The organism is Sphaerisporangium sp. TRM90804, from assembly GCF_029846175.1.
GTDB lineage: Bacteria > Actinomycetota > Actinomycetes > Streptosporangiales > Streptosporangiaceae > Sphaerisporangium.
Map to the genome: position 1 here is coordinate 124,344 of NZ_JARWAC010000011.1, position 23,079 is coordinate 147,422.

At 68.9% G+C, this 23,079-nt stretch carries 21 protein-coding genes and 2 pseudogenes; 16 read left to right on the top strand and 7 right to left on the bottom strand.

Annotated elements, in window-relative coordinates; genetic code table 11:
* Window positions 1-29: 29 nt before the first annotated feature.
* From nuoL to PYR91_RS15425, 4 genes are read left to right on the top strand one after another with little or no spacing between them, the layout of a single operon-like run.
* Window positions 30-1,880, top strand: coding sequence for an NADH-quinone oxidoreductase subunit L (nuoL, locus tag PYR91_RS15410; RefSeq protein ID WP_279780774.1), 1,851 nt, complete (start codon window positions 30-32; stop codon window positions 1,878-1,880).
* Window positions 1,880-3,409 carry an NADH-quinone oxidoreductase subunit M gene (locus tag PYR91_RS15415; RefSeq protein ID WP_279780486.1) on the top strand — a complete coding sequence of 510 codons (1,530 nt, stop codon included), beginning with the start codon at window positions 1,880-1,882 and terminating at the stop codon, window positions 3,407-3,409. Before nuoL ends, PYR91_RS15415 begins: the two co-directional genes overlap by 1 nt.
* On the top strand, window positions 3,406-4,965 hold the full coding sequence (gene nuoN / locus PYR91_RS15420) for an NADH-quinone oxidoreductase subunit NuoN (RefSeq protein ID WP_279780487.1): 1,560 nt from the start codon (window positions 3,406-3,408) through the stop codon (window positions 4,963-4,965). The genes PYR91_RS15415 and nuoN overlap by 4 nt, the downstream gene beginning before the upstream one ends.
* A 12-nt stretch (window positions 4,966-4,977) precedes the next feature.
* Window positions 4,978-5,973 carry a polyprenyl synthetase family protein gene (locus tag PYR91_RS15425; protein ID WP_279780488.1) on the top strand — a complete coding sequence of 332 codons (996 nt, stop codon included), beginning with the start codon at window positions 4,978-4,980 and terminating at the stop codon, window positions 5,971-5,973.
* Between the two features lie 110 nt (window positions 5,974-6,083).
* On the opposite strand, the gene rarD is transcribed toward PYR91_RS15425, so the two are convergent.
* A complete protein-coding gene (gene rarD, locus PYR91_RS15430) occupies window positions 6,084-7,001 on the bottom strand; it encodes an EamA family transporter RarD (RefSeq protein WP_279780489.1) in 918 nt (305 codons plus the stop codon).
* Window positions 7,002-7,140: 139 nt separating this feature from the next.
* On the opposite strand from rarD, the gene msrA reads away from it, so the two are divergent.
* Window positions 7,141-7,800 carry a peptide-methionine (S)-S-oxide reductase MsrA gene (msrA, locus tag PYR91_RS15435; RefSeq protein WP_279780490.1) on the top strand — a complete coding sequence of 220 codons (660 nt, stop codon included), beginning with the start codon at window positions 7,141-7,143 and terminating at the stop codon, window positions 7,798-7,800.
* A gap of 141 nt (window positions 7,801-7,941) precedes the next feature.
* Here msrA and PYR91_RS15440 read toward each other — a convergent pair whose 3' ends face one another.
* The gene (locus tag PYR91_RS15440) at window positions 7,942-8,376 is read right to left on the bottom strand and encodes a PIN domain-containing protein (RefSeq protein ID WP_279780491.1); all 435 of its coding nucleotides are present in this window, start codon (window positions 8,374-8,376) and stop codon (window positions 7,942-7,944) included.
* A 402-nt stretch (window positions 8,377-8,778) separates the two neighbouring features.
* On the opposite strand from PYR91_RS15440, the pseudogene PYR91_RS15445 reads away from it, so the two are divergent.
* Window positions 8,779-8,883 (top strand): annotated as a pseudogene (locus PYR91_RS15445) (peptide-methionine (S)-S-oxide reductase); the annotation flags it as partial.
* Between the two features lie 98 nt (window positions 8,884-8,981).
* Here PYR91_RS15445 and PYR91_RS15450 read toward each other — a convergent pair.
* Window positions 8,982-10,250: an ATP-binding protein gene (locus PYR91_RS15450; protein ID WP_279780492.1), complete on the bottom strand. Its 1,269-nt coding sequence runs from the start codon at window positions 10,248-10,250 to the stop codon at window positions 8,982-8,984.
* Window positions 10,251-10,399: 149 nt separating this feature from the next.
* Here PYR91_RS15450 and PYR91_RS15455 point away from each other — a divergent pair, with 149 nt between their 5' ends.
* From PYR91_RS15455 to PYR91_RS15465, 3 genes and pseudogenes are all read left to right on the top strand, one after another.
* Window positions 10,400-10,603, top strand: coding sequence for a Fic family protein (locus tag PYR91_RS15455; protein ID WP_279780493.1), 204 nt, complete (start codon window positions 10,400-10,402; stop codon window positions 10,601-10,603).
* Window positions 10,604-11,110: 507 nt separating this feature from the next.
* Window positions 11,111-11,320, top strand: a pseudogene (locus PYR91_RS15460) (helix-turn-helix transcriptional regulator).
* A gap of 245 nt (window positions 11,321-11,565) precedes the next feature.
* On the top strand, window positions 11,566-12,828 hold the full coding sequence (locus PYR91_RS15465) for an endo-1,4-beta-xylanase (RefSeq protein ID WP_279780494.1): 1,263 nt from the start codon (window positions 11,566-11,568) through the stop codon (window positions 12,826-12,828).
* A gap of 83 nt (window positions 12,829-12,911) precedes the next feature.
* Here the strand turns inward: PYR91_RS15465 and lgt are convergent, their stop codons facing one another.
* Entirely contained in the window at window positions 12,912-13,802 is an 891-nt protein-coding gene (gene lgt / locus PYR91_RS15470) for a prolipoprotein diacylglyceryl transferase (RefSeq protein ID WP_279780495.1), read from the bottom strand.
* Window positions 13,803-14,085: 283 nt separating this feature from the next.
* Here lgt and PYR91_RS15475 point away from each other — a divergent pair, with 283 nt between their 5' ends.
* The 4 genes from PYR91_RS15475 to PYR91_RS15490 all read left to right on the top strand — a co-directional run bounded on the left by PYR91_RS15475 (window position 14,086) and on the right by PYR91_RS15490 (window position 16,605).
* Complete coding sequence (locus PYR91_RS15475; RefSeq protein WP_279780496.1) at window positions 14,086-14,814, top strand: hypothetical protein; 729 nt, start codon at window positions 14,086-14,088, stop codon at window positions 14,812-14,814.
* 89 nt (window positions 14,815-14,903) lie between these two features.
* Window positions 14,904-15,284 (top strand): protein kinase, encoded by a 381-nt coding sequence (locus tag PYR91_RS15480; protein ID WP_279780497.1) that lies wholly within the window; start codon window positions 14,904-14,906, stop codon window positions 15,282-15,284.
* Between the two features lie 2 nt (window positions 15,285-15,286).
* Window positions 15,287-16,171, top strand: a complete 885-nt coding sequence (locus tag PYR91_RS15485; RefSeq protein ID WP_279780498.1) for a WD40 repeat domain-containing protein — start codon at window positions 15,287-15,289, stop codon at window positions 16,169-16,171.
* Window positions 16,168-16,605 carry a hypothetical protein gene (locus tag PYR91_RS15490; protein ID WP_279780499.1) on the top strand — a complete coding sequence of 146 codons (438 nt, stop codon included), beginning with the start codon at window positions 16,168-16,170 and terminating at the stop codon, window positions 16,603-16,605. Before PYR91_RS15485 ends, PYR91_RS15490 begins: the two co-directional genes overlap by 4 nt.
* Window positions 16,606-16,707: 102 nt before the next feature.
* On the opposite strand, the gene PYR91_RS15495 is transcribed toward PYR91_RS15490, so the two are convergent.
* Window positions 16,708-17,226, bottom strand: a complete 519-nt coding sequence (locus PYR91_RS15495; RefSeq protein ID WP_279780500.1) for a hypothetical protein — start codon at window positions 17,224-17,226, stop codon at window positions 16,708-16,710.
* A 333-nt stretch (window positions 17,227-17,559) separates the two neighbouring features.
* On the bottom strand, window positions 17,560-18,399 hold the full coding sequence (locus PYR91_RS15500) for a helix-turn-helix transcriptional regulator (RefSeq protein ID WP_279780501.1): 840 nt from the start codon (window positions 18,397-18,399) through the stop codon (window positions 17,560-17,562).
* A 266-nt stretch (window positions 18,400-18,665) separates the two neighbouring features.
* Between PYR91_RS15500 and PYR91_RS15505 the strand changes: the two genes are divergently transcribed.
* Both PYR91_RS15505 and PYR91_RS15510 read left to right on the top strand, forming a co-directional pair.
* Entirely contained in the window at window positions 18,666-20,012 is a 1,347-nt protein-coding gene (locus tag PYR91_RS15505; protein ID WP_279780502.1) for a M23 family metallopeptidase, read from the top strand.
* A 153-nt stretch (window positions 20,013-20,165) separates the two neighbouring features.
* Window positions 20,166-21,560 carry a hypothetical protein gene (locus PYR91_RS15510; RefSeq protein WP_279780503.1) on the top strand — a complete coding sequence of 465 codons (1,395 nt, stop codon included), beginning with the start codon at window positions 20,166-20,168 and terminating at the stop codon, window positions 21,558-21,560.
* Window positions 21,561-21,666: 106 nt separating this feature from the next.
* On the opposite strand, the gene PYR91_RS15515 is transcribed toward PYR91_RS15510, so the two are convergent.
* Window positions 21,667-22,410: a class I SAM-dependent methyltransferase gene (locus PYR91_RS15515; RefSeq protein WP_279780504.1), complete on the bottom strand. Its 744-nt coding sequence runs from the start codon at window positions 22,408-22,410 to the stop codon at window positions 21,667-21,669.
* 202 nt (window positions 22,411-22,612) lie between these two features.
* On the opposite strand from PYR91_RS15515, the gene PYR91_RS15520 reads away from it, so the two are divergent.
* Window positions 22,613-22,975 (top strand): DUF2203 domain-containing protein, encoded by a 363-nt coding sequence (locus PYR91_RS15520; protein WP_279780505.1) that lies wholly within the window; start codon window positions 22,613-22,615, stop codon window positions 22,973-22,975.
* Window positions 22,976-23,079 lie beyond the last annotated feature (104 nt).

Consider the following 23,079-nt stretch of genomic DNA (forward strand, 5'->3'; position numbering starts at 1 on the left):
CCGGTGGAGTGGTCGGCGCCTCCTGGCTGATGATCGTCCTGCCCCTGCTGGGCTCGGTGATCCTGCTGCTGGCAGGGCGCAGGTCGGACCGCTGGGGTCACCTGCTGGGCGTGGGCATGTCGCTGGCGTCGTTCGTGGTCGCCGTGCTGGTCTTCCTCGACCTGCTCGGCCTCGGCGACGACCAGCGCCGGCGTCTGGTGGAGTTGTACGACTTCATCCCCGGCCCCGCGTTCGACGTCAAGATGGGTCTGCTGCTGGACCCGCTGTCGATCTCGTTCGCCCTGCTGATCACCGGTGTCGGGTCGCTGATCCACATCTACTCGATCGGCTACATGGCGCACGACCCCGACCGCCGGCGGTTCTTCGCCTACCTGAACCTCTTCATCGCGGCGATGCTCCTGCTCGTGCTGGCCGACAACTACCTCGGCCTGTACGTCGGCTGGGAGGGCGTGGGCCTGGCGTCCTACCTGCTCATCGGGTTCTGGCAGCACAAGCCGACGGCCGCGGCCGCCGCCAAGAAGGCGTTCATCGTCAACCGCGTCGGCGACATGGGCCTGGCGCTCGGCGTCTTCGTGATCTTCACGACGTTCGGCACCGTCGCCTACGGCCCGGTCTTCGCCGCGGCCCCGCAGGCCTCGCAGGGCACGCTGACCCTGATCGGCCTGGCGCTGCTGCTCGGCGCGTGCGGCAAGTCGGCGCAGCTCCCGCTGCAGTCGTGGCTCCTGGACGCGATGGAGGGCCCGACCCCGGTCTCGGCCCTCATCCACGCGGCCACCATGGTCACCGCCGGCGTCTACCTGGTCGTCCGGTCCGGCGCGATCTTCGAAGGGGCGCCCACCGCCCAGCTCGTCGTCACCATCGTCGGCGTCGCCACGCTGCTGGCCGGTGCGATCATCGGTACCGCCAAGGACGACATCAAGAAGGCCCTGGCCGGATCCACGATGTCGCAGATCGGTTACATGATGCTCGCCGCGGGCCTCGGCCCGGTCGGGTACGCCTTCGCCATCGCGCACCTCATCGCGCACGGCTTCTTCAAGGCCTCGATGTTCCTCGGCGCCGGCTCGGTCATGCACGCCATGAACGACGAGGTCGACATGCGCAAGTACGGCGGCCTGGCCTCGGTCATGAAGATCACCTGGATCACCTTCGGCCTCGGCTACCTCGCGATCATCGGCTTCCCGCTGCTGTCCGGCTACTGGACCAAGGACGGCATCATCGAGACCGCGATGGAGCACAACGCCATCCTGGGCTGGCTCGCCGTGGTGGGCGCGGGCATCACCGGCTTCTACATGTCGCGGGTGTTCTTCATGACCTTCCACGGCACGCGCCGCTGGGACAAGGACGCCCACCCGCACGAGTCGCCCGCCGTGATGACCTGGCCGCTGATCATCCTGTCGATCGGCTCGGTCTTCGGCGGCGCGTTCCTCATCGTCGGCAACCGCTTCATGCAGTTCCTGGCGCCCGCCGTCGGCCTGCCCGAGGAACTGCCGACCTTCCACCCGTTCAGCGTCCCCGGCCTGACCACGCTCGCGCTCGTCGCGGCCGGCGTGGTGTTCGCGTGGATGCGGTACGGCAGGGCCGCGGTCCCCGAGGTCGCGCCCCGCGGTTCCTTCGTCACCGTCTTCGCCCGTCGTGACCTGTACGGCGACGCCCTGAACGAGGCGCTGTTCATGCGCCCCGGCCAGTGGCTCACCCGCCTCGCGGTGTTCTTCGACAACCGCGGCGTCGACGGCGTGGTGAACGGCCTCGCGGCCCTGGTCGGCGGCACGTCCGGCCGCCTGCGCCGCGTCCAGACCGGCTTCGTCCGGTCGTACGCCTTGTCGATATTCTTCGGCGCCGCCCTGCTGGTCGGCGCATGGTTCGTCGTAGGGAACCTGTGATGCCCTGGCTCTCAATCCTGATGGGCGTGCCCGTTCTGGGCGCGCTGGCGGTCGCGGCGGTGCCCCGGGGCAACGCCAAGCTCGCCAAGCAGCTCACCCTCGGGGTGTCGCTCGTCGTGCTGGTGCTCACGCTGCTCATGGCGTTCCAGTTCGAGGCCGGCGGCCCGCGCGACCAGTTCAGCGAGGTCTACCAGTGGATCCCGGCGTTCGGCGTGCACTACGCCGTCGCCGTCGACGGCATCGCCCTGGTGCTGATCGCGCTGGCCGTGGTCCTGGTGCCGATCGTGGTGCTGGCCTCCTGGCACGACGCCGAGCGGGCCGACGCCAAGCGATCGGTGAAGACGTACTTCGCGCTGATCCTCGTGCTCGAAGCGATGATGATCGGCGTCTTCGCGGCGACCGACGTCTTCCTGTTCTACGTCTTCTTCGAAGCCATGCTGATCCCGATGTACTTCATGATCGGGTCCTATGGCGGCGCGCAGCGGTCGTACGCGGCGGTCAAGTTCCTGCTGTACTCGCTGTTCGGCGGCCTGCTCATGCTGGTGGCCGTGATCGCGCTCTACGCCTCCGCGGGCAAGGGCACGTTCCTGCAGCCCGAGCTGATCGGCGCCATCACCGACCCGAACACCCAGAAGTGGCTGTTCCTCGGCTTCTTCATCGCCTTCGCGGTCAAGGCGCCGCTCTGGCCGTTCCACACCTGGCTGCCCGACGCCGCGGCGCAGGCGCCCGCCGGCGCCGCCGTCCTGCTGGTGGGCGTGCTCGACAAGGTCGGCACCTACGGCATGCTGCGCTTCTGCCTGGAGCTGTTCCCGGACGCCGCCAAGTTCTTCACGCCGATGGTCATCACGCTCAGCGTGATCGGCATCGTGTACGGCGCGATCGTGGCCATCGGACAGACCGACATGAAGCGGCTCATCGCCTACACGTCGATCTCGCACTTCGGCTTCATCACCATGGGCGTGTTCGCGCTGACCGCCGACGCCGGCGCGGGCGCCACGCTCTACATGGTGAACCACGGGTTCTCCACCGGGGCCCTGTTCCTGCTGGCGGGCTTCCTGATCCACCGGCGCGGGTCGCAGTACATCGCCGACTACGGGGGGGTGCAGAAGGTCGCGCCCGTCCTGGCGGGCACCTTCCTGGTCGCCGGCCTGTCGTCGCTGTCGCTGCCCGGCCTGTCGACGTTCGTCAGCGAGTTCCTCGTGCTGGTCGGCACCTTCGAGCGCTACGCGGTCCCGGCGATCATCGCCCTGTCGGGCATGGTGCTCGCAGCCGTCTACGTCCTGTGGATGTACCAGCGCATGATGGGCGGTCCCACGGCAGAGTCGGTCCGCGGGTTCCCCGACCTGAACCTCCGCGAGAAGTTCGTGGTGGCGCCGCTGATCGCGCTGCTCATCGGCTTCGGGTTCTTCCCCAAGCCGCTGCTCGACGTGATCAACCCGGCGGTCCAGGAGACGCTCACGAGCGTGCAGGCACCGCAGTTCACCCCGGCCATACCAGCGGCTGCTGACCAGAAGGGGGCAGGCGAGTGAGCGCGCTCTCCGCCGTGGCCATCGATCCGCCGACGATCGAGTACGGGGAGCTCGCGCCGATGCTCCTCGTCTTCGGCGCGGCCATCGTCGGCGTGCTCGTCGAGGCGTTCACGCCGCGCTACCTGCGCAAGTCCATCCAGATGCCGATCACGCTCCTGTCGCTGGCCGGCGCGTTCGCGCTCACCGTCTGGCAGGGCCTCCAGGGCGTGCGCTCGGCGGCCGCCATGGGCGCGATCGCCGTCGACGGGCCGTCGCTGTTCATCTGGGGCGCCATCCTGCTGCTGGCCATCGTCAGCGTGCTGCTGATCAACGACGACGACCACTTCGTCGCGCAGGCCTCCGCCGTCCCCGGCAGCGCCGAGGAGGACCAGGCGATCAGCGACGGCGGGGCGCACACCGAGATCTACCCGCTCGTCCTGTTCGCCGTGGGCGGCATGCTGCTGTTCCCGGCCTCCAACGACCTGCTGATCATGTTCGTGGCCCTTGAGGTCATGTCGCTACCGCTGTACCTGCTGTGCGGCCTGGCGCGGCGCCGCCGCCTGCTCTCGCAGGAGGCGGCGATGAAGTACTTCTTGCTCGGCGCCTTCTCCTCGGCGTTCTTCCTGTACGGCACGGCGCTGCTGTACGGCTTCGCCGGGTCGGTCGACCTCGCGGCCGTGCAGGAGGCGCTCGCCAACGTCGGCGGCCAGGACGCCCTGCTGTTCATCGGCACGGCCATGCTCGGCGTCGGCCTGCTGTTCAAGATCGGCGCCGCGCCGTTCCAGGCGTGGAAGCCCGACGTGTACCAGGGCGCGCCCACGCCGATCACCGCGCTCATGGCGTCCGGCACGCTGATCGCGGCCTTCGGCGCGCTGCTGCGGGTCTTCTGGGTGGCGCTCGGCGACCTCGACACCGAGTGGCAGCCGGTGCTGTGGGCCGTCGCCATCCTGACGATGGTCGTCGGCGCGATCCTGGCGATCACCCAGACCGACATCAAGCGCATGCTGGCCTACTCGTCGATCGCGCACACCGGCTTCCTGTTGACCGCGGTGGTCGCGACCGGCGGCGCCGAGCAGAACACCCAGGCGCTCGCCGGCATCCTGTTCTACCTGGTGACCTACGGTTTCGCCACGGTCGGCGCCTTCGCGGTGGTCACCATGGTCAGGGACGCCGGAGGCGAGGCCGGGCACCTGTCGCGGTGGGCGGGCCTGGGCAAGCGGGCGCCCGCGCTGGCGGGCATCTTCGCGCTCTTCCTGCTCGCCTTCGCCGGCATCCCGCTCACGTCGGGCTTCTTCGGCAAGTACGCCGTCTTCGCCCCCGCGGTCGCCGGCGGCGCGACCGGGCTGGTCATCGTCGGTGTCGTGACCTCCGCGATGGCCGCGTTCTTCTACGTTCGCGTCATCGTCCTGATGTTCTTCAGCGACCCGGCCCCCGAGGGGCCGACCATCGCGGTGCCCACCATCGGTACCGCGGCGGTTGTGGCGATTTCGGCTGCGGCTACCGTAGTGCTCGGGGTTTTCCCGCAGCCGGTGCTCGACCTCGCGCACTCGGCCGCGCAGTCGTTGTTCGTCCGTTAGGAGTAGTGCTGTATGGCCGCGCCGCCCGTAGTCGACCTGCCGTTCATCGACGAGGGGCTGGCAGCGGACATCGCCAGCGGCCTCGACGCCGTCGACAAGCTGCTCCGCACGTCCGCCGACAGCGAGGACGCCTTCGTCGCGGAGGCGTCCAAGCACCTCATCGAGGCCGGCGGCAAGCGCTTCCGCGCGATGATCGTGCTGCTGGCGTCGCACTTCGGCGACCCCAGCGCGCCCGACGTCGTCCCGGGCGCCGTGGTCATCGAGCTGACGCACCTGGCGACGCTCTACCACGACGACGTCATGGACGAGGCCCGGGTGCGCCGTGGCTCGCCGTCGGCCAACGCCCGGTGGGACAACACGGTGGCCATCCTCACGGGGGACTTCCTGTTCGCCCAGGCGTCGGAGATCCTCGCCGACCTCGGGCCCGAGCTGGTCCGCATCCAGGCGCGCACGTTCTCCCGGCTGGTGCGCGGGCAGATCCGCGAGACGATCGGCCCGCGGCCCGGCGTGGACGCCGTCACGCACTACATCGACGTGCTGGCCGACAAGACCGGCTCGCTGATCGCCACCGCCGGCCGGTTCGGCGCGATGCTCGCCGGCGCGCCGTCCGACGTCGCCGAGCGGCTGACCCGCGCCTGCGAGGCGATCGGCGTGGCCTGGCAGCTCGGGGACGACCTGCTGGACGTGGCCTCGTCGGCGGGGGAGAGCGGCAAGACCCCGGGCACCGACCTGCGTGAGGGTATCCGCACCCTGCCCGTCCTGTACGTGCTCGCCTCCTCCGACCCCGCCGACGCGCGGCTGCGCGAGCTGCTCGCGGGGCCGGTGCCCGAGCGGGACGTCGAGGAGGCGGTGACGCGGCTGCGCGCCAACCCGGCCATGGAGCGTGCCCGCGCGGAGCTCATGTCGTGGGTCGAGCGCGCCCGCGTCGACCTGGCGGCGCTGCCCGACATCCCGGCCCGGGAGGCCTTCCTGGCCCTCTGCGACTACGTAGCCGACCGCTCCGGCTGACCGGCGCCCGTCCGGCGGTGAGGGCCTCGCGTCCAGCGGCGAGGGCCGCGACGGCACTCGTCCGGCGATGAGGGCAGCGCCGGGGCCCGTCCGGCGGTGAGGGCCGTGTCTCAGGCGGTCTCGAAGGCCGGTGCGGCCCGGTGCGCCCGCCTGACCTGACGGGCGTGGCGCAGGCCCTCCCAGGAGAAGACGGCGAGCGCGAGCCAGATGATCACGAAGCCCGCCCAGCGGCTGGCCGGCATCACCTCGTGGAAGACGAGCAGGCCGCAGAGGAACTGCAGGATGGGCGCGATGTACTGCAGAAGTCCCAGTACGGTCAGCGGCACGCGGATCGCGGCGGAGGTGAAGAACATCAGCGGGATCGCCGTCACCAGCCCGGCCCCGGCCAGCAGCGCGGCGTGCCCCACCCCGTGGTCGCCGAACGTGGAGGTGCCCTGGGCGCTCAGGAACGCCAGGTAGCCCAGTGCGGGCAGGAGCAGCACCAGCGTCTCCACGGTCAGGCTCTCGGCCGCTCCGACGTTGGCGGTCTTCTTCACCAGCCCGTAGCTGCCGAAGCTCATCGCGAGCGTGAGCGCGACCCACGGCGGCCGGCCGTGGTCCACGGTGAGCACGATGACCGCCAGGGCGCCGAGGCCCACGGCGGCCCACTGCCACGGTCGCAGCCGCTCACGGAAGATCAGCACCCCGAACAGCACGCTCACGAGGGGGTTGATGAAGTAGCCGAGCGCCGACTCCACGACGTGGCCGGCGTTCACCGCGTAGATGTACACGCCCCAGTTCACCGAGACCAGCGCGGCGGCGAGGGCGAGCAGCGCCAGCTTGCGCGGCTCGCGGGCGAGCCCCCGGAACCACGACCAGTGCCGCCGTACGACCAGCACGGCGACGACCGCGACGAGCGACCACACCACCCGGTGTGCGAGGATCTCCACCGCACTGGACGGCTTCAGCAGCGGCCAGTAGAGCGGGAAGAGACCCCATATGGTGTAGGCGGCAACGCCATACAGGACGCCGCGTCGCGAATCAGGCATGGGGCCTATCTTCGCTGCTCGCAGCCTTAACCACAAATAAGTAAGCCTTGCCGGACCGTTAAGCAAAGCTTATTTGAGGAACAAGCGGGCCCCTACGATGGTTGAGGGTGACTGCAACGCTGTCTGACGGAGGTGCGTGATGGGCTGGCTCTACGGAAGCAAGGCGTCCATGGTGACCCCAGAGGAGGCCCTTCCCGGTCGCGCGGAGAAGATGCCGGTGCCCGAGCGGCACGCCGTCCTCGACGCCCCGCTCGCCGGGCCCTACCCCGAGGGCACCGAGATCGCCGAGTTCGGCCTCGGCTGCTTCTGGGGCGCCGAGCGCAAGTTCTGGCAGACCCCTGGCGTCTTCACGACGTCCGTCGGCTACCAGGGCGGCTACACCCCCAACCCCACCTACGAAGAGGTCTGCTCCGGCCGCACCGGCCACGCCGAGGTCGTCCGGGTGGTCTTCGACCCCGCCAAGATCTCCTACGAGGAGCTGCTGAAGGTCTTCTGGGAGGCCCACGACCCCACCCAGGGCATGCGCCAGGGCAACGACGTCGGCAGCCAGTACCGCTCCGCCATCTACACCCACGGCCCCCAGCAGGAGAAGTCCGCCCACGCCTCCCGCGACGCCTACCAGCAGGTCCTCACCCAGGCCGGCTACGACAAGATCACCACAGAGATCACCCCGGCCCCCGAGTACCACTTTGCGGAGGACTACCACCAGCAGTACCTCTACAAGGTCCCCAACGGCTACTGCGGCATAGGCGGCACCGGCGTCAGCTGCCCCATAGGCCTGACCACCGGCGAGGCCTGACCACGAGCCGTGGGTCGTCCCCGGGGCGGCCCACGCTCAGCGTAGGGTTCTCGTTGCCTGGGGTCTACCGAAGTTGTTTTGCAGTGATGGTCTCGGCATCTTGCTGATGGACAGATCGCTTGCCATACATGTCGACGGCGGTCAGTCGTTCGGCAAGATCGTGAGTCGCTGCCCCTTGGGCAGGTGGCGGGGAGCGACGATCAGATAGTCACGACGATCCAGAGTGGCCACCTCGCGGAGATCGAACCGTTCCGCGAGGGCGATCACGCAGGCGTCGACTGCTTGCAGCCGGAGTGAAGCGTAGGTCATGAGTAGCTCGGACATGCGACGGTAGTCGTGTGGAGTGACTTCGATGACACGGAGTTCGTCGTCTGCGATCGCCGCGCAGAATTCAGCGGCCAGAGCGAAGCTGCCCCGGCGCACCGGGTCCGTAAGCAAGTGACAGATCTCTGTCACGGCCAAGGACGGGACGACCAGGCGGGTCCAGTTCCGAGCGAGGAAACGTACGCAGCGGGCATGGTCGTTGTCCGACTTGTTGAACGCGGCGACGAGTGGCCCGGTGTCGCAGAGGATCACGCGGTGGCCGCCCCGCCCGACTCCTCGTGATGAGGGTAGGTCAGGTAGTTGTCATGGCGTGCGGCAAGATCAGAAGGTCCGTGAAGCGCACCGACAAGAGCGGCCAGATGCCGCGGTAGCTGCGGCTCCTCTAGGGAGGGTTCCTGGACGTCGCCTCCGGGATCGTCATGCGCCATGACCCAAGTGTAAGCGCGAACGCTTACCTCGGGCGGGTCTCTGTGCCTTCCCGCTTTGGTGTCCCGCTTCCAAGCGCCATCCTGCTCTGTCAGTCTCCGACGTGGCACAGATTTGCCGGCTCACGCTATGGCGGATCTCCCGAGAGGTCCAAGACGGATCCAACGAACCGCTGGATAGCGCGAGGGTGTTGGGTCTGGCGGATGGCGGCGTCTGCTGCTTGAAGTGAAGTGTTACCACCAGCAGTACCTCTACAAGGTCCCCCACGGCTACTGCGGCACAGGCGGCACCGGCGTCAGCTGCCCCATAGGCCTGACCACCGGCGAGGCCTGACCAGCTCTGTCGCGGGCCGCACCACGTCCCGGTGCGGCCCGCAGTCATGTGTGCTTGGCGGGGCGCCCGACGGCGCCGGCGGGCCTGAATTCGATTGGTCAGGCGTCCGCGGTGGCTTCCCATAGAGCCGACAACGGAAGGGCGCGCATCCGCTCCCCGAAAGGGAGTGTTTCCTGGCCCGCGTAGAGGACGTATCCAGCGATCAGACGGTCGCCGAGTTTACGAGCCAGGTGCTGGAGTCCCCTGAAGTCGTCGGCGCGTACGGTTTCTGCCGCCTTGACTTCGATGCCGATGACTTCGCCGGAGGCTCGTTCTAGAATGCCGTCCACCTCAACGTTGTCCCGGTCGCGGTAGTGGTAGAGGCGTGCCGGTTCCTCCGACCAGGTCAGCTGACGGGCGAGCTCACCGAGGACGAAGTTCTCCAGTAGCGGCCCGACGGGCGCGGTTATGTCGGTGGTCCGGGCTGGCGTGAGGCCCGCGAGGTGCGCTCCCAGCCCGGAGTCGACCACGAGAAGTTTCGGCGTCGCTATGGCGCGTGTGGTCGCGTTGGACGACCAAGCCGGAATGCGCCTGACGACATAGACGAGGTCGAGCAGGTCGACGTAGCGCTTCACGGTGTTGCGAGGCAGCCCGAGGTCGCGGCTGAGGTTGTCGATGACCGCCAGTCCTGCCATCCGACCGCAAAGGACGTTGAGGAGGCGCCGCATGTCGGTCGGACGCTCGATGTCAGATATCAGTCTTACGTCCCGATTGATCAGGTCTGAGATGTAGGACTCGAAGAAGCGTGCCCTTCTGCGATGTGTGGGGCGGTGAACCGCCTCTGGATAACCACCTCTCAAAGCGCGATTCAAGTAGTCGGCTCGCCGCAACCGGGATCTCGGAACCTTGAGGTCAGGACCGTTGAGGAACGCCGAATCGACGAACCCGTCCGCACTCCGCTCGATCTCCCCCTGGGACAGCGGCCACAGCTCGATCGTCTCGGATCGGCCCGGAAGGGCGTCTGGAAGATCGCGGAGTCCCAGGAGCCGGGCCGAGCCGGTCAGCAGGAAGCGCCCAGGCCGCGGATCGGCATCTACTTCGCGCTTGATGGAGAGAAGCAGGTCGGGCACGCGCTGGATCTCATCGATGAGAAGAAGCCCGTCATGACGGACGATCCCGTCTGGATCTTGTCGCGCCGCCGCACGTACAGCCGCCTGATCCAGGTATAGCTCTCGAGATCCCCGCGTCCTTCGCGCGATCCCCTGAGCCAGAGTGCTCTTACCGACTTGCCGAGCACCGTTGATCACCACAACCCGAGTGTCGGCGAGCGCCTCCGCGGCCATGTCTTCTGCGCGCCGTGGGAAGACTGTCAGCTCATCGATGTCCACAAGGTCAAGAGTAGGGGCGCCCCACCCATCCGCGTGGCAGATCTGCCGCACCGTCCGTGGCAGATCTGCCGCATATGTCGTGGCCGACCGTGACGGCCGCTTCCCTGGCAATCCGAGTACAGGCAACATCCTGTGTCACAGCCCGTGCTGTGGCTGAGACCGGAAGATCGCTGAGGCGGTATTACGAGCTGCATGCCGCGGTGCTCCGCCCGCAGACCACCGTGTTCGGTGCTGACGCCTACCCGGATCTGTGGGAGAAGGCGGCTGCCCTGATGCGGAGCATCCTGATCAAACATCCGCTGGTCGACGGCAACAAGCGACTCGGCTGGGCGGTGGCCGTCGCCTTCCTTTAAGACAACGGGGAAGTCCTGGAGTACCGGGACGTGGAGGAAGCCGAAAGAGTGGTCCTCGCCGTGGCGGCAGGGGAGTTGGAGGATATCCCCGATCTGGCACAGCGGCTCCGCAAGCCACGCCGGTGATGACCGGCGAACGCACGACGCACGATCGCCATCCGGGGCCTGCAGTGAATCGCTACCACCAGCCGTATGTGCACGAGGTACCCAACGGCTACTGCGGCATAGGCGCATAGGCGTCAGTCGCCCCATCGGCGTGACGGCCGGCGAGGCTCGATCGATGGAGCCAAGGGCCACCCATCCGGGTGTGGCGCGTACTCATGCGGCCACCAGCCCGGTAGGACCAGGCGGTCGGGCAGGTAAGTGCCTGCCAGAGTCATTTCGCCGACGTCTTGGACGGGTGGCCAGGAGCGGCGCGCGCGGGGTGCCAGGGTTGGACCGGGAGTTCACGGGCGGGCGGGAAGGCCGCCGTGGATCGATGTGTGCCCGGTCGGATGCCACCAGACCGTGCGCGAACTGTGAGCCCGCCGGTGGAGCCAGGTCGCCCTGGCCGACCGGTGCCAAGTCTCCCGACAGGCCATCAACGCCATCGAGACCGAGCGGTACGACCCCAGCCTGCCCTTGGCGTTCACGATCGCCGACGTCTTCAACCTGACCATCGAAGAGATCTTCCTGCCCGACCGGGCGGACCCGCCGAACGACCCGGCCCGATCCTGATCGCCTCAGGCCGGCTTCCAGCCGGTCGGCGCGCGCTTGGCGTTGGGGGGACCCCACCTCCGTCGTGCGTGGAGAGTCGGCATTCGCCGAGCGCGAGGCACCGGTCCGGTCGGGTCGAGCTCGGGCGGGCGCTCCGGCGGAGACGAACTGACGGCGTCCCCGGCGGCCCCCTCCCGGGATCTGGCGGGACGGATCCGACACGATGATCCCGGGATCTGTCGGTGTGGGCCATCACAATGGCGGGCATGACGTCACATGCTGGCGCTTTCACCGCCGATCCGTCCCTCAGGCGCCGGATCGCCGACGCCACGCTCAGCCTCACGGCGGGCGGAGAGCCGTTCGCGGGGCGGGAGGTGGTCGTCGCGCAGCGCGACCACCGGTTTCTGTTCGGCTGTACCGGCGGAGACCTCGTCCCGCCGAGGGCGGACGACGGTGGCTCGCCCGGCGATCCCGCCGTCCCCCAGGACGAACGGCTCGCCGGTCGCTTTCTCGACCTGTTCAACTTCACCACGCTGCCCTTCTACTGGGGCCGGTTCGAGCCCGAGCGTGGCAGGCCGGAGACCGAGCGGATGCTGAAGCTCGCGCACTGGTTTCGGGACCGGGGGCTCCTGGTGAAGGGCCACCCGCTGGCCTGGCACACCGTGAGCGCCGACTGGCTGATGGAACTGCCGAACGACGCGATCGCCCGCGAGCAGGTCGCCCGGATCAAACGAGAGATGACCGACTTCGCCGGGGTCGTCGACATGTGGGACGTCATCAACGAGGTCGTCATCATGCCGATCTTCGACAAGTACGACAACGGCATCACCCGCATCTGCCGCGAGATGGGCCGCATCCCGATGATCAGGATGGTCTTCGAGGCGGCACGGGAGGCCGATCCGACGGCGACGCTGCTGCTGAACGACTTCGACATGTCGGCCGCGTACGAGTGCCTGATCGAGGGCGTCCTTGAGGCGGGCATCCGGATCGACGTGCTCGGGCTGCAGAGCCACATGCACCAGGGCTACTGGGGGGAGGAGAAGACCCTCGCCGTCATCGACCGCTTCGCCAGGTATGGGCTGCCGATCCACTTCACCGAGACGACGATCGTGTCCGGGCACCTCATGCCGGAGGAGATCGTCGACCTGAACGACTACCAGGTCCCCGAATGGCCGTCGACGCCGGAGGGCGAGGCCCGGCAGGCCGACGAGATCTCCCGCCACTACCGGACGCTGCTGTCGCACGCGGCCGTGGAGGCGTCGACCTACTGGGGCTTCCAGGACGGCGGCTGGCTCGGCGCCCCGGGTGGCTTCGTCCATGCCGACGGCACGCCGAAGCCGGCGTACGACGCGCTGCACTCGCTGATCAAGGGCGAGTGGTGGCTCCCGCCCACGACGCTGGTCACCGACGATGACGGCCGCGTGCGGTTCAGCGGGTTCCTCGGCGACTACGAGGTGTCCGCGGCCGGGAGGTCGGCGACCTTCACGCTGGACGCGGCGGGCGAGGCCGCCGCCGAGGTGGCCCTGTGACCGCTCGCCGGCGTAGGCCGGACAGACCCCGGCGGTCAGGATGTCGGCGACGCCGAGAGCGGCGAAGCGGTGCCGCCGTCGAGTCAGGTGCTCCCGTCGGGATCGGGGGCCTGCCCGCCGTTCTCCTCGTGCGAGGCACTGTGGTGTGAGGCCGGCACCGCGATCTGTTCGGTGTCCTTGTGGCGCGTCACCCAGAGGTAGACCAACGCGCCGGCGAACAGCACGATCGAGGTCCACTGGTTGATCCGCAGCCCCAGGAGCGTCACCGCGTGGTCCACTCCGCCCACCGGGTCGATCCGCAGGCCCTCGATCCAGAACCGCCCGAACGTGTAGCCGGCGACGTAGAGGGCGAACAGGCGGCCATGGGTGAACCGGCTGCCGGCCAGGATCAGCGCGAAACCGAGCGCCGTGGTCCACAGAGACTCGTACAGGAACGTCGGGTGGTAGAGCACGCCCGGCTCGCCGCCGTGCGCCTGGTCGATCTCCAGGCCCCACGGCAACGTGGTGGGACTGCCGTACAGCTCCTGGTTGAACCAGTTGCCCCAGCGGGCGATCGCCTGCCCGAACGCGATGCCGGGCGCGACCGTGTCGGCCACGGCGCCCAGGGACAGCCCCCGGCGGCGGCACGCCAGCCACACGCCCACGCCTCCCAGGGCGACCGCGCCCCAGATGCTGAGCCCGCCCTCCCAGATGAACAGCGCCTGGTAGGGCTCCTTGATCGCGCGCGGGCCGAAGTAGGTCTGCCAGTCGGTGATGACGTGGTAGACGCGAGCGCCGACCAGCCCGAAGATCACTCCAGGGACGGCGATGTCGCTGATCGTGCCCTTCTCGCCGCCGCGGGCGCGCCAGCGGCGCTCGCTGAGCCAGACGCCGAAGGCGATCGCGACGATGAAGCACAGTGCGTAAGCCCGGATCGGGATGATTCCGAGGTACCAGACCCCTTCGGGAGGGCTCGGAATCGAGGCAAGGGCCATGCCGGTGAGGCTACTCAACGTGAGGCCCCTCGGCCGCCTTCGTGACCTGATCGCAAACCTTCCACGACGTGAAGCGGCACAGGGGAACCGGTGCGGTGGCGCTGGTGGCACCAGGAATTGGTACCGTCGGTCGTGTGGCTGAGACACGGCTTCGGCTGCCTGATGAGGCGTGTGAGCAGATCAAGCGGATCGCTGCTGGTGACGCCCAGAGCGCGAGCCACGCGGGTGACGACCGTGGGCGCGCCCCGAAGCACGTGTACTCGCTCGCCCCGGGAGTGCCGATATGAACTTCAGTGACGACGTGCGCTCGGCTTTCCGGCGCGGTGAGAGCGATGCCGTGGTGCGCATGAGTGAGGCCGAGATCGAGCGGGCTCAGGCGGCCGGCGATCCGGCGGGTGAGGTGGAGGCCCGGTACAGCCTGGCCCGGGTCGCGATCCGCGGTGGTGACCTGCCGGGCGGAGAGGCCCGGGCTCGCGAGGCGCTCGCGGTCGCGCTGCGCTCCGGTGACCGGAGCCTTGAGGAACGGCCGAGGCACGTGCTGGCCGCCGTGGCGCGCATGTCGGGCGACCTGCTCCGCGCTCGTGATCTGTACCAGGAGAGCATCGCCCTCAACGAGGCGCTCGGCCAGCCCAAGATGGTCAACTCCGAGTACCACAACCTCGCGTTCTGTGAGCTGGGTCTGGGCAACCTCGACGTGGCGCGGAAGCTCTTCGCCGAGGGACGTGAACGGGTGTTCCGCAACGGCTGGGCTGATTTCGTGCCGTACGTCTGCGTGGCGGGCGCCGCGCTGGCCTCGGCGGAGGGCGATCACGCGCGGGCGGCGCGGCTGGCCGGGGTCGCGGACGGCGCGTTCACGTCGCTCGGCCAGGTACCGGACCCCGACGACGCGGCCGACCTCGCCAAGGTGCGCGCCGCCGCCACCGAGGCGCTCGGCCCGGCCGCCTTCGGCGAGGAGTACACGCAAGGTCAGCTCCTCGATCCGCATGAGGCCTTCGCCGACGATCGACACTGACGCGAGAGGGACCTTCAGGGGGGAAGTCGTCACAACTCCGCTGTCTTCGCCGGCATCTAACGTGGTAGCCGATGGTGGGGGGAGAGCGCATGGCGTCCGTTTCGCCGTTGGTGCCTGGGGACCCGGCGCAGGTGGGAGGGTTCTGGACGGCCGGTCGTCTTGGGGCGGGCGGGCAGGGGGTGGTGTTCGAGGCTTACGACGCCAGCGGGACGCGGGTCGCCGTCAAGGTGTTGCACGGCGACGCCGTCGCGCGGGGGCAGGTGCGGAACAGGTTCGCGAAGGAGGCCGCCGCCGCGCGGCGGGTGGCGCCGTTCTGCACCGCGCGGGTGCTCGCCGTCGACGTGGACGCGCCGAAGCCCTACATCGTGAGCGAATACGTCGAAGGCCCCAGTCTGCGGCAAGCCGTCACGGAGGGACAACCCCCGTTGACTGGTGGCATGACACGGACGAGTGCACGGCAAAGGCGCTGATGGTGGCGTTCAGCCCAGACGAGCAGACCCTGGCGTGCGTGACCGCTTCGAGGATCTCGCTGGTGGACGTGCGCACCGGCAGGACGCTCGCGAGCGGGCCGGTCTCAGATCTGGAATCGGTGGACCGCCTCTGGTTCAGTCCGGACGGCCGCCTCCTCGCCGCCACCGGACCGGCGCGCCTGCGGCTCATCCGCGTGTCCGACGCCCAAGTGCTCCTGGACCAGCCCGTCGCGACGGATGCGGTCGGCTTCGACGGGACGACCCTGCGGTACCTCGCCGACGCCACCGTGGTGAGCCTCGACGTCACCGGCCTGCTCGACCCGGTCCGCCTTCCCGGCCCGGTGCCCGACACCGAACTCTTCAGTCCGGACGGACGTCTGCTGGTGACCCACAAGGCGGGCTCGCGCGCCATGATGCTGCGAGACCCGCGCGGGCGGGTCGTCGGCACCCCGTTGCCGATGGAGGCCGACAGCATGATCCGGGACCCCGCGTTCAGCGGCGACGGCGGCCTGCTCGCCTTCACCGACGGAAGAAGCCGGGACTACGTGAGCCTGTGGGACACCACGAGACGTACGCGGGTTGCCAAGATCCCCATCCCTGACATGTGGTACCCGCATTCCCTCGCCATGGCGCCTGACGGCGCCACGCTCGCGATCGGCGTGTCGGCCGTCGTCGACCCGTCGCGCGCGCGGCTGCTCATATGGGACGTGCGACAGGCGCGATGGAGCAGGTCCATCGGGCGCGTCGGCGAGGTCGAGGTCGTCTTCCGGCCGGGGAGCACGATGGTCGCGGAGAGCCAGGCCGATCCAACCGCCTGCTGGACCTTTCGACGGGAAGGGAGACCGGTCAGGCCCTCGGACCGTCGCGGGTGCGGAGCCCTTCGGTGACACTCGCCTTCAGCCCCGACGGGCACACCATCGCGATGCACCTGCCGCGCGGGCTCGCCTTCTTCGACGTGCGCACCGGGGAGCGGAAGGGATCGGTCTCCGCCATACCGGACTCGGACCAGATCCTCTTCTCTCCTCGCGGGGACGTGGCGGCGTCCATCGGCGGAGACCGGAGCGTACAGCTGTTGGATGTCGCGACCTCGGCCAGGCTAGGAGTCCCCTTCGCGGGTGGTGCCTCCTACTTCAAGTCGGCGGCTTTCGACGCGAGCGGTACGGTGATCCACACCGTCGACGACGCGGGCGTCCTCCGGGACGTCCTCGTCGACCCCGGGCGGATCGCGGCCACCGTGTGCGCCCGCGTCGGCCAAACGCTTACCCCCGCCGAATGGGAGCGCCACCTCCCGGGCCTCCCCTACCGGGACCCGTGCCCCTGATAAGGAGTTGCCGGAGCGGATCGTCCATCCCCACCACTTGCGGAGCATCGTGATCGGGCAAGAAAGGACTCTGAGTAGCAGCGTATCTGGGCGTCCAACGGTTCAGAGGGTCGCGGAGAGCCGTAGTGGGGTGGGGAGCGCCCGGTAGCGCCGGAGAATGGATGACTTGGTGGACGCCTTGACCTCCACGGCCATCGTGGTGTCCGCCTCCTTGGGTGCGCGTACGACCAGCACTAGGCGCTGTGTGCCGTCCAGTGGGAGGTTCCTGGTGCGCTTGAGCTCCCAGCGGGGGTCTGAGCGTAACTCGCGGAGCGCGAGCAGAAAGGGAGTCCCCGTCTTCGGCAGGCTGCCGGTGAGCGCGCCGATCGACGCCTCGACCCCGGCGACCTTGAGCTGCGGCTTGATCTCGAACTGGACGTTGCGCTGGGCGGGGTCCTCGATCCTGGCAGGGGCCATCGACCAGGCTATGGGCTGCTCGGCCGAGCCCGTCGCGGCGATGAGAGTGGCGCGGAGCGTGACGGAGTGAAGCGCCGGCCCCCAGCCGGGGTCGGAGAAGGTGACGGACAGATGCACCTCGTGGTAGCGGTGATGTTCCGCCTCCTGCTCGATATAGCCGCGCATGTCCGGATAGCGTTCGGCTGTCATGAGAAAGGCGACCGGCCCCCCGAGGACGACCCTTCCCTCCAACTCCTCGGCGGGCGAGGACTCCTCCCGGACAGGGGCTGAAGGCCCCCTCGAATCGGTGCCCTCGGATGAGGATCGGTCTCGGCGCATAGGCACGAAGCTGAGCGGCTGCTCTGACAGGTGGGGGAGCTCGAGATGAGTCATCGGCGTCCTTTGCCGGGGATTGGCCAGGGATGACAGACCTGTATCACAGCAAGGTGATCAGACGCGCCCGATTCTCGGCGAGAACGTGGGTCAGGCGAGGTGCGGTTCGCCCGACAGTCGTCCGGCTCACCGAAGGTTGCCGCATGGCGGCATGTTCGCCACAGGATGGGTGGGGGCGGTCACGTGTTCGGCTCCTACGAAGCCCCAGCCTTCCCAGCGTTCCCTGCCCGGCTCCGAGCGGTCTCCGCGGGTGTAGTACCAGACCCTTCCTCCGTCGGCCTGGACTCGTCCGAGCTGCCAGCAGACGAACCAGCTTTTCGGGGTGTCGAGGACGGCTACCTTCTCGGTGCTGTCCGGGTGGCGGTAGAGCGGTGTGTCGGTTCGGTTGACGCACACGAAGTCCCTGGTCCAGGCATGGCCGCCTTGTCTGCCGTCGACCTGCTTGACCCCCCGGCGCTCGGTGCAGGCGTGCGCGCTCTCCGCGTCCGCGGTGAGGTCGGAGCCCGGCCGCCAGATCAGGACCACGGCCATGACGAGGACGGCCATCCCCGCCAGCGCCCATCCCGTGCGTCTCTTCCGCAGGAACGGCGGATACACGCGCGAGCGCTTCGCCGGGGACGGGGGGACCGGTGGCGCGGCGGGAGGCGCGTCCGGCGGCGCCGCGCGGTCGTCCGGCGGGTCGGCCGGCTGGTTCTCGGTGAGCTCCGCCTCCGCCTCGTGCGGGGCCTGCGCGCGCACCCACCGCCGGTGGAGTTCGATGATCTCCGCCTGGCTCGCGTGGCACTCCTTGGCGAACCGCTCCAGCAGGGTGAAGCGCGGTGGAACGCCGTCGCCGGAGCAGTAGCGGTGGAGGGTGGACTTGCCGACCCCGAGCCGCTTGGCGAGGGCGTCGTAACTGCGGCCGGTCTTCTTCTTCAGGTGGCGTAGGTACCCGGCAAGATCTTCGCCCGCAGTCGGCTCCGACACCCCTGGCTCCTCGAATCTCGACCCGAGTTCGATACCCCGAAAGTAACAGGAGAACCAGCAGTATCTCTAGTACATCCCACTTTGTCCCATCGTGCGCGGGATTGTGCTGGTCAAAGCTGGTTTTTGTCCCGTGCCCCCTTCACCGTCCCGACCCCCTTGCTGTGGGACGGACGCCCGGTCACGGTGATGACCGTCAGACGGAGAAACCACCGGTTCTCACCAAGCCCCCCACCGGTCGCGACGACCACTGGACCGTCAGGAGATGCATGATCATGCGTCCGTTCACGTCCTTTCCCTCACCGCGACGAGGAACACGGCACCCCGTCTGGGCCGGAATGGTGACCGCGGCGGCGGTCACCGTCCTCGTCGGCGGTCTGCCGGCCGTTTCGGCCGACGCGGCCGTGGCCGCCCCCAACCTGCAGCTGCCCTTCCCCTGCGGCCAGCAGTGGCGGCTGGACACCTGGGGGCACGCCCCGGCGCTCGACATGGTCAAGGAGCCGGACCAGCAGGGCACCGAGGGCGCCTCGCTGGTGGCGCCCGCCGCCGGGACGGTGAACAAGTCGTACTACCACGACAACGCCGGCAACGTGATCCAGGTCAACCACGGCGGCGGCTATTTCACCACCTACCTGCACCTGCAGTCGCGAGCCGTCGGCGTGGGCGCCAAGGTCGCGCAGGGCGCCCTCATCGGGAAGGTGGGCCGGACGGGTCCCACGTCCAACAACCACCCGCACCTCCACTTCGAGCTCGGTTACGACTCGAACGGCGACGGCGAGGCGTCCTGGGGGTTCGCGGGCGCCGAGCGGGTCAGGCCCACGTTCAACGGGGTCTCGTACGGCGGCGCCAACAACCAGACCTCCAGGAACGTCACCAGCCGCAACTGCGGCGGCGGCGCTCCCGATTTGGGGGTGCTGGAGTTCTATCTGACCGATGACCAGTCTTCCAAGGTTTCTACGCGGCCGGTGTTCCGGTATGGCAATAGTCCGATGGTGCCGATCTCGGGGGATTGGGATGGGGATGGTACTGACACGGTGAGCACGTATGATCCGACTTCGGGGCGGTTCCATATCAGTAATAGTCCGGCGAATGGGCAGGCGCAGTATTCGTTCCGGTATGGGGATGCGAACGGGGTTCCGTTCGTGGGGGACTGGGATGGGGATGGTAAGGACAATGTGGGTGTGCGTATGGGGCGGGTGTTCTATATGCGGACCAGTCCGGTGACGAGCGCGACGGAGACGACGCAGTCGGTGTCGTATGGCGATGTCGCGATGTTGCCGTTGGCGGGTGACTGGGATGGTGACGGCAAGGACACCGTCAGCGCGTATGACCCGCGGGATGCCCGGTTCCATATCAGTAACAGTCCGGCGAACGGGCAGGCGCAGTATTCGTTCCGGTACGGCGACCCGAACGCGGCCCCGTTCGTGGGGGACTGGGACGGTGACGGGAAGGACAACGTGGGGGTGCGCATGGGTTATGTGTTCTACCTGCGGACCAGCCCGGTCACCACGGCGACCGAGACCACGCACTCGGTGGGTTACGGCGACACGGCGAACCTGCCGGTGATCGGCGACTGGAACGGCGACGGCAAGGACAGCCAGGGCATCGCCCGCTGACCTCCCCGTGAACTGGGGCCGCTGAGGCCCCCGGGCCGGCTCCCGGCCAGGCACACCTCGAGCACGACCGTGGCCGGGCGAGATCCGGCCTGCCCTCCCGCCCTGTCTCCCGACGGCTGGAGACAGGGCGCTCGCATCCCCCAGGAGAAGACCGTGACCATCACTGCCCTACGCGCCCGCCCCTCCGTCGTCCGGCCTCTGATCGCGCTCACCGCTCTCGTCGGCGGGCTGCTCGCGTCCGCCGCCGGGGCGACCGCGGCCCAGGCCGCCGGACTCGCGCCCACGCCGCCCGTTCCCGGCCCGGCGGGCCCTCCGGTGCCCGCGGAGCTCGCGGCCGCGCTGGCTTACACCGCCTGCGTGCCGGGCGGCCCGACCGCGGCCGACGGCGCGATCGCCAACCAGGTGAGGCCGAACATGAACGGCCCCCGCATGGGACGGAGCGTGAACGCCTACAACGTCTCGTGCGCCCGGATCATCACCACCACCGTCAAAGGTCGCGGGCTGGACAAGCGGGCGGCCGTGATCGCCGTCACCACGGCGATCACCGAGAGCACCCTGCACAACTACACGGAGGCCGGCGACCACGACAGCCTGGGGCTGTTCCAGCAGCGCCCCTCCCAGGGCTGGGGCACCCCGGCCCAGCTGACCAACCCGGTGTACGCCACCAACGCGTTCATCAACGCCATGCTCGCCAAGTACCCGAACAACTCGTGGATGAGCGGGGACATCGGCGCCATCTGCCAGCGCGTACAGGTCTCGGCCGTGCCGGACGCCTATGCCCATGAGGTCCACGACGCCCAGCTCCTCGTCAACGCCCTGTGGAACGCCGCTCCCGATTTCGGGGTACTGGAGTTCTATCTGACCGATGATCAGGCGTCGAGGGTGTCCACTCGGCCGGTGATTCGGTATGGGAACAGTCCGATGGTGCCGATCTCGGGGGATTGGGATGGGGATGGTACTGACACGGTGAGCACGTATGATCCGACTTCGGGGCGGTTCCATATCAGTAATAGTCCGGCGAATGGGCAGGCGCAGTATTCGTTCCGGTATGGGGATGCGAACGGGGTTCCGTTCGTGGGGGACTGGGATGGGGATGGTAAGGACAATGTGGGTGTGCGTATGGGGCGGGTGTTCTATATGCGGACCAGTCCGGTGACGAGCGCGACGGAGACGACGCAGTCGGTGTCGTATGGCGATGTCGCGATGTTGCCGTTGGCGGGTGACTGGGATGGTGACGGCAAGGACACCGTCAGCGCGTATGACCCGCGGGATGCCCGGTTCCATATCAGTAACAGTCCGGCGAACGGGCAGGCGCAGTATTCGTTCCGGTACGGCGACCCGAACGCGGCCCCGTTCGTGGGGGACTGGGACGGTGACGGGAAGGACAACGTGGGGGTGCGCATGGGTTATGTGTTCTACCTGCGGACCAGCCCGGTCACCACGGCGACCGAGACCACGCACTCGGTGGGTTACGGCGACACGGCGAACCTGCCGGTGATCGGCGACTGGAACGGCGACGGCAAGGACAGCCAGGGCATCGCCCGCTGACCTCGACGTCCACCCGTGACTCCTCCTCCAGCGACGCCACCTCGGCGATCTCGCCGCCGAAGAACACCCGGTCGCCGATCGTGCTGAACGCGTAGGCGCTGGAAGATCAGGCGGTTCGCTGGAGGAGGAGGGTGACGAAGCCGAGGATGCCGCGGTAGCCGTGGAGCCAGGTGTCGCGGTGCTCCAGGGCGGCCGCGCGGGCCGCGGCGGCGTCGGGGCCGGGGTTCTCGTTGGCCCAGCGGAGCAGGGTTCCGGTCCAGGACCATTCGTACTCGTCCCACTCGGCCAGGTCGCTGGTGGAGGCGTAGACGGTGTCGAAGCCGGCGGACTCGGCGGCGGCGACGGTGCCGGGCAGGTCGAGCAGCTCCGACGGCTCGACGTTCAGCCGGGTGAGCGCCTCGGGGGTCGGTTCGCGTTCCCAGAAACCGCCGCCGATCAGCGCCAGGCCGTTCGGCCGCAGGTGACGGCGTACGTGGGCGACGGTGGCGGCGAGCCCGCCGAACGCGTGCGTGGCGCCGACGCAGACCACCAGGTCGTAGTGCTCGACCACCGGGAAGTCGGCGGCCGGCCGCTCGTGGAGTCGGATGCGTTCCCAGACGCCTTGCATCTCCGCGTACCCCTCGGCCGTCTTGAGCGCGTCGGCGGAGATGTCGACGCCGTCGGCGGTCGCGTCCTCGTACATGGCCAGCGCGCGCAGCGTCCAGGCCGCCCGGCCGCAGCCGAGATCGAGGATTCTCGCCGCCTCGGGCAGCCGGGCCCGGCGCAGCAGCCGGGTGACGTGCGCGCCGGAGACCGGCGCGGCGATGGGATGGTCCCGATGTGCGAGATGGCTGATGAGCCGGCGTTCCATGGCACCAATCTGTCGTATCCCCCGCAGGCCGCACCAGCCGTTAATCGCTCCGTCGGGCCGGCTCGACGGCGCGGAGCAGCCGGAGCGGAGGCTTCCGCGGCCGGGCGGCCGGTCGTTCACCGCCTGAACCGAACCGCGTTCGCCATGCGGCGGGGTGGTGTTCGGCTGACGCGCCGGCCGGGCGCGCCGATAACGTCGTGTCGTGGACAGAATCTGGACGGCCGAAGAGGCGCGGAGTCTCATGCCGCAGGTGCGTCGGCTGGTGGACGAGATCATCGCCATTCGGGCCGACCTCGCCGAGCTCGGGCACGACCTGCGGGGTGGCGGGCGGTCTCCGCTGGGCGGGCTGGCCGAGGCCAAGGCCATGGAGGCGCGGGTCGCGGAGGTCCTCGGCTGGTTCGACGAGCGGCAGATCGAGATCAAGGGCATCGCGCCGGTGCTGGTCGACTTCCCGGCGGTTCTCGACGGGGTGTCGGTGCGGCTGTGCTGGATCGAGGGGGAGACCGACCTCGGCTGGTACCACCGCACCGACCTCGGCTTCCCCGGCCGCCGCCGCCTCTTGTGAAAGCCCGAAGGCGGCCGTCGCCCCTCGCCGCTCCACGAGCCACGTGCCGGGGGGACAACGGGCTTCCCCCTGATCTGGACCGGTAAGTCGGGTGCGCACGTCTC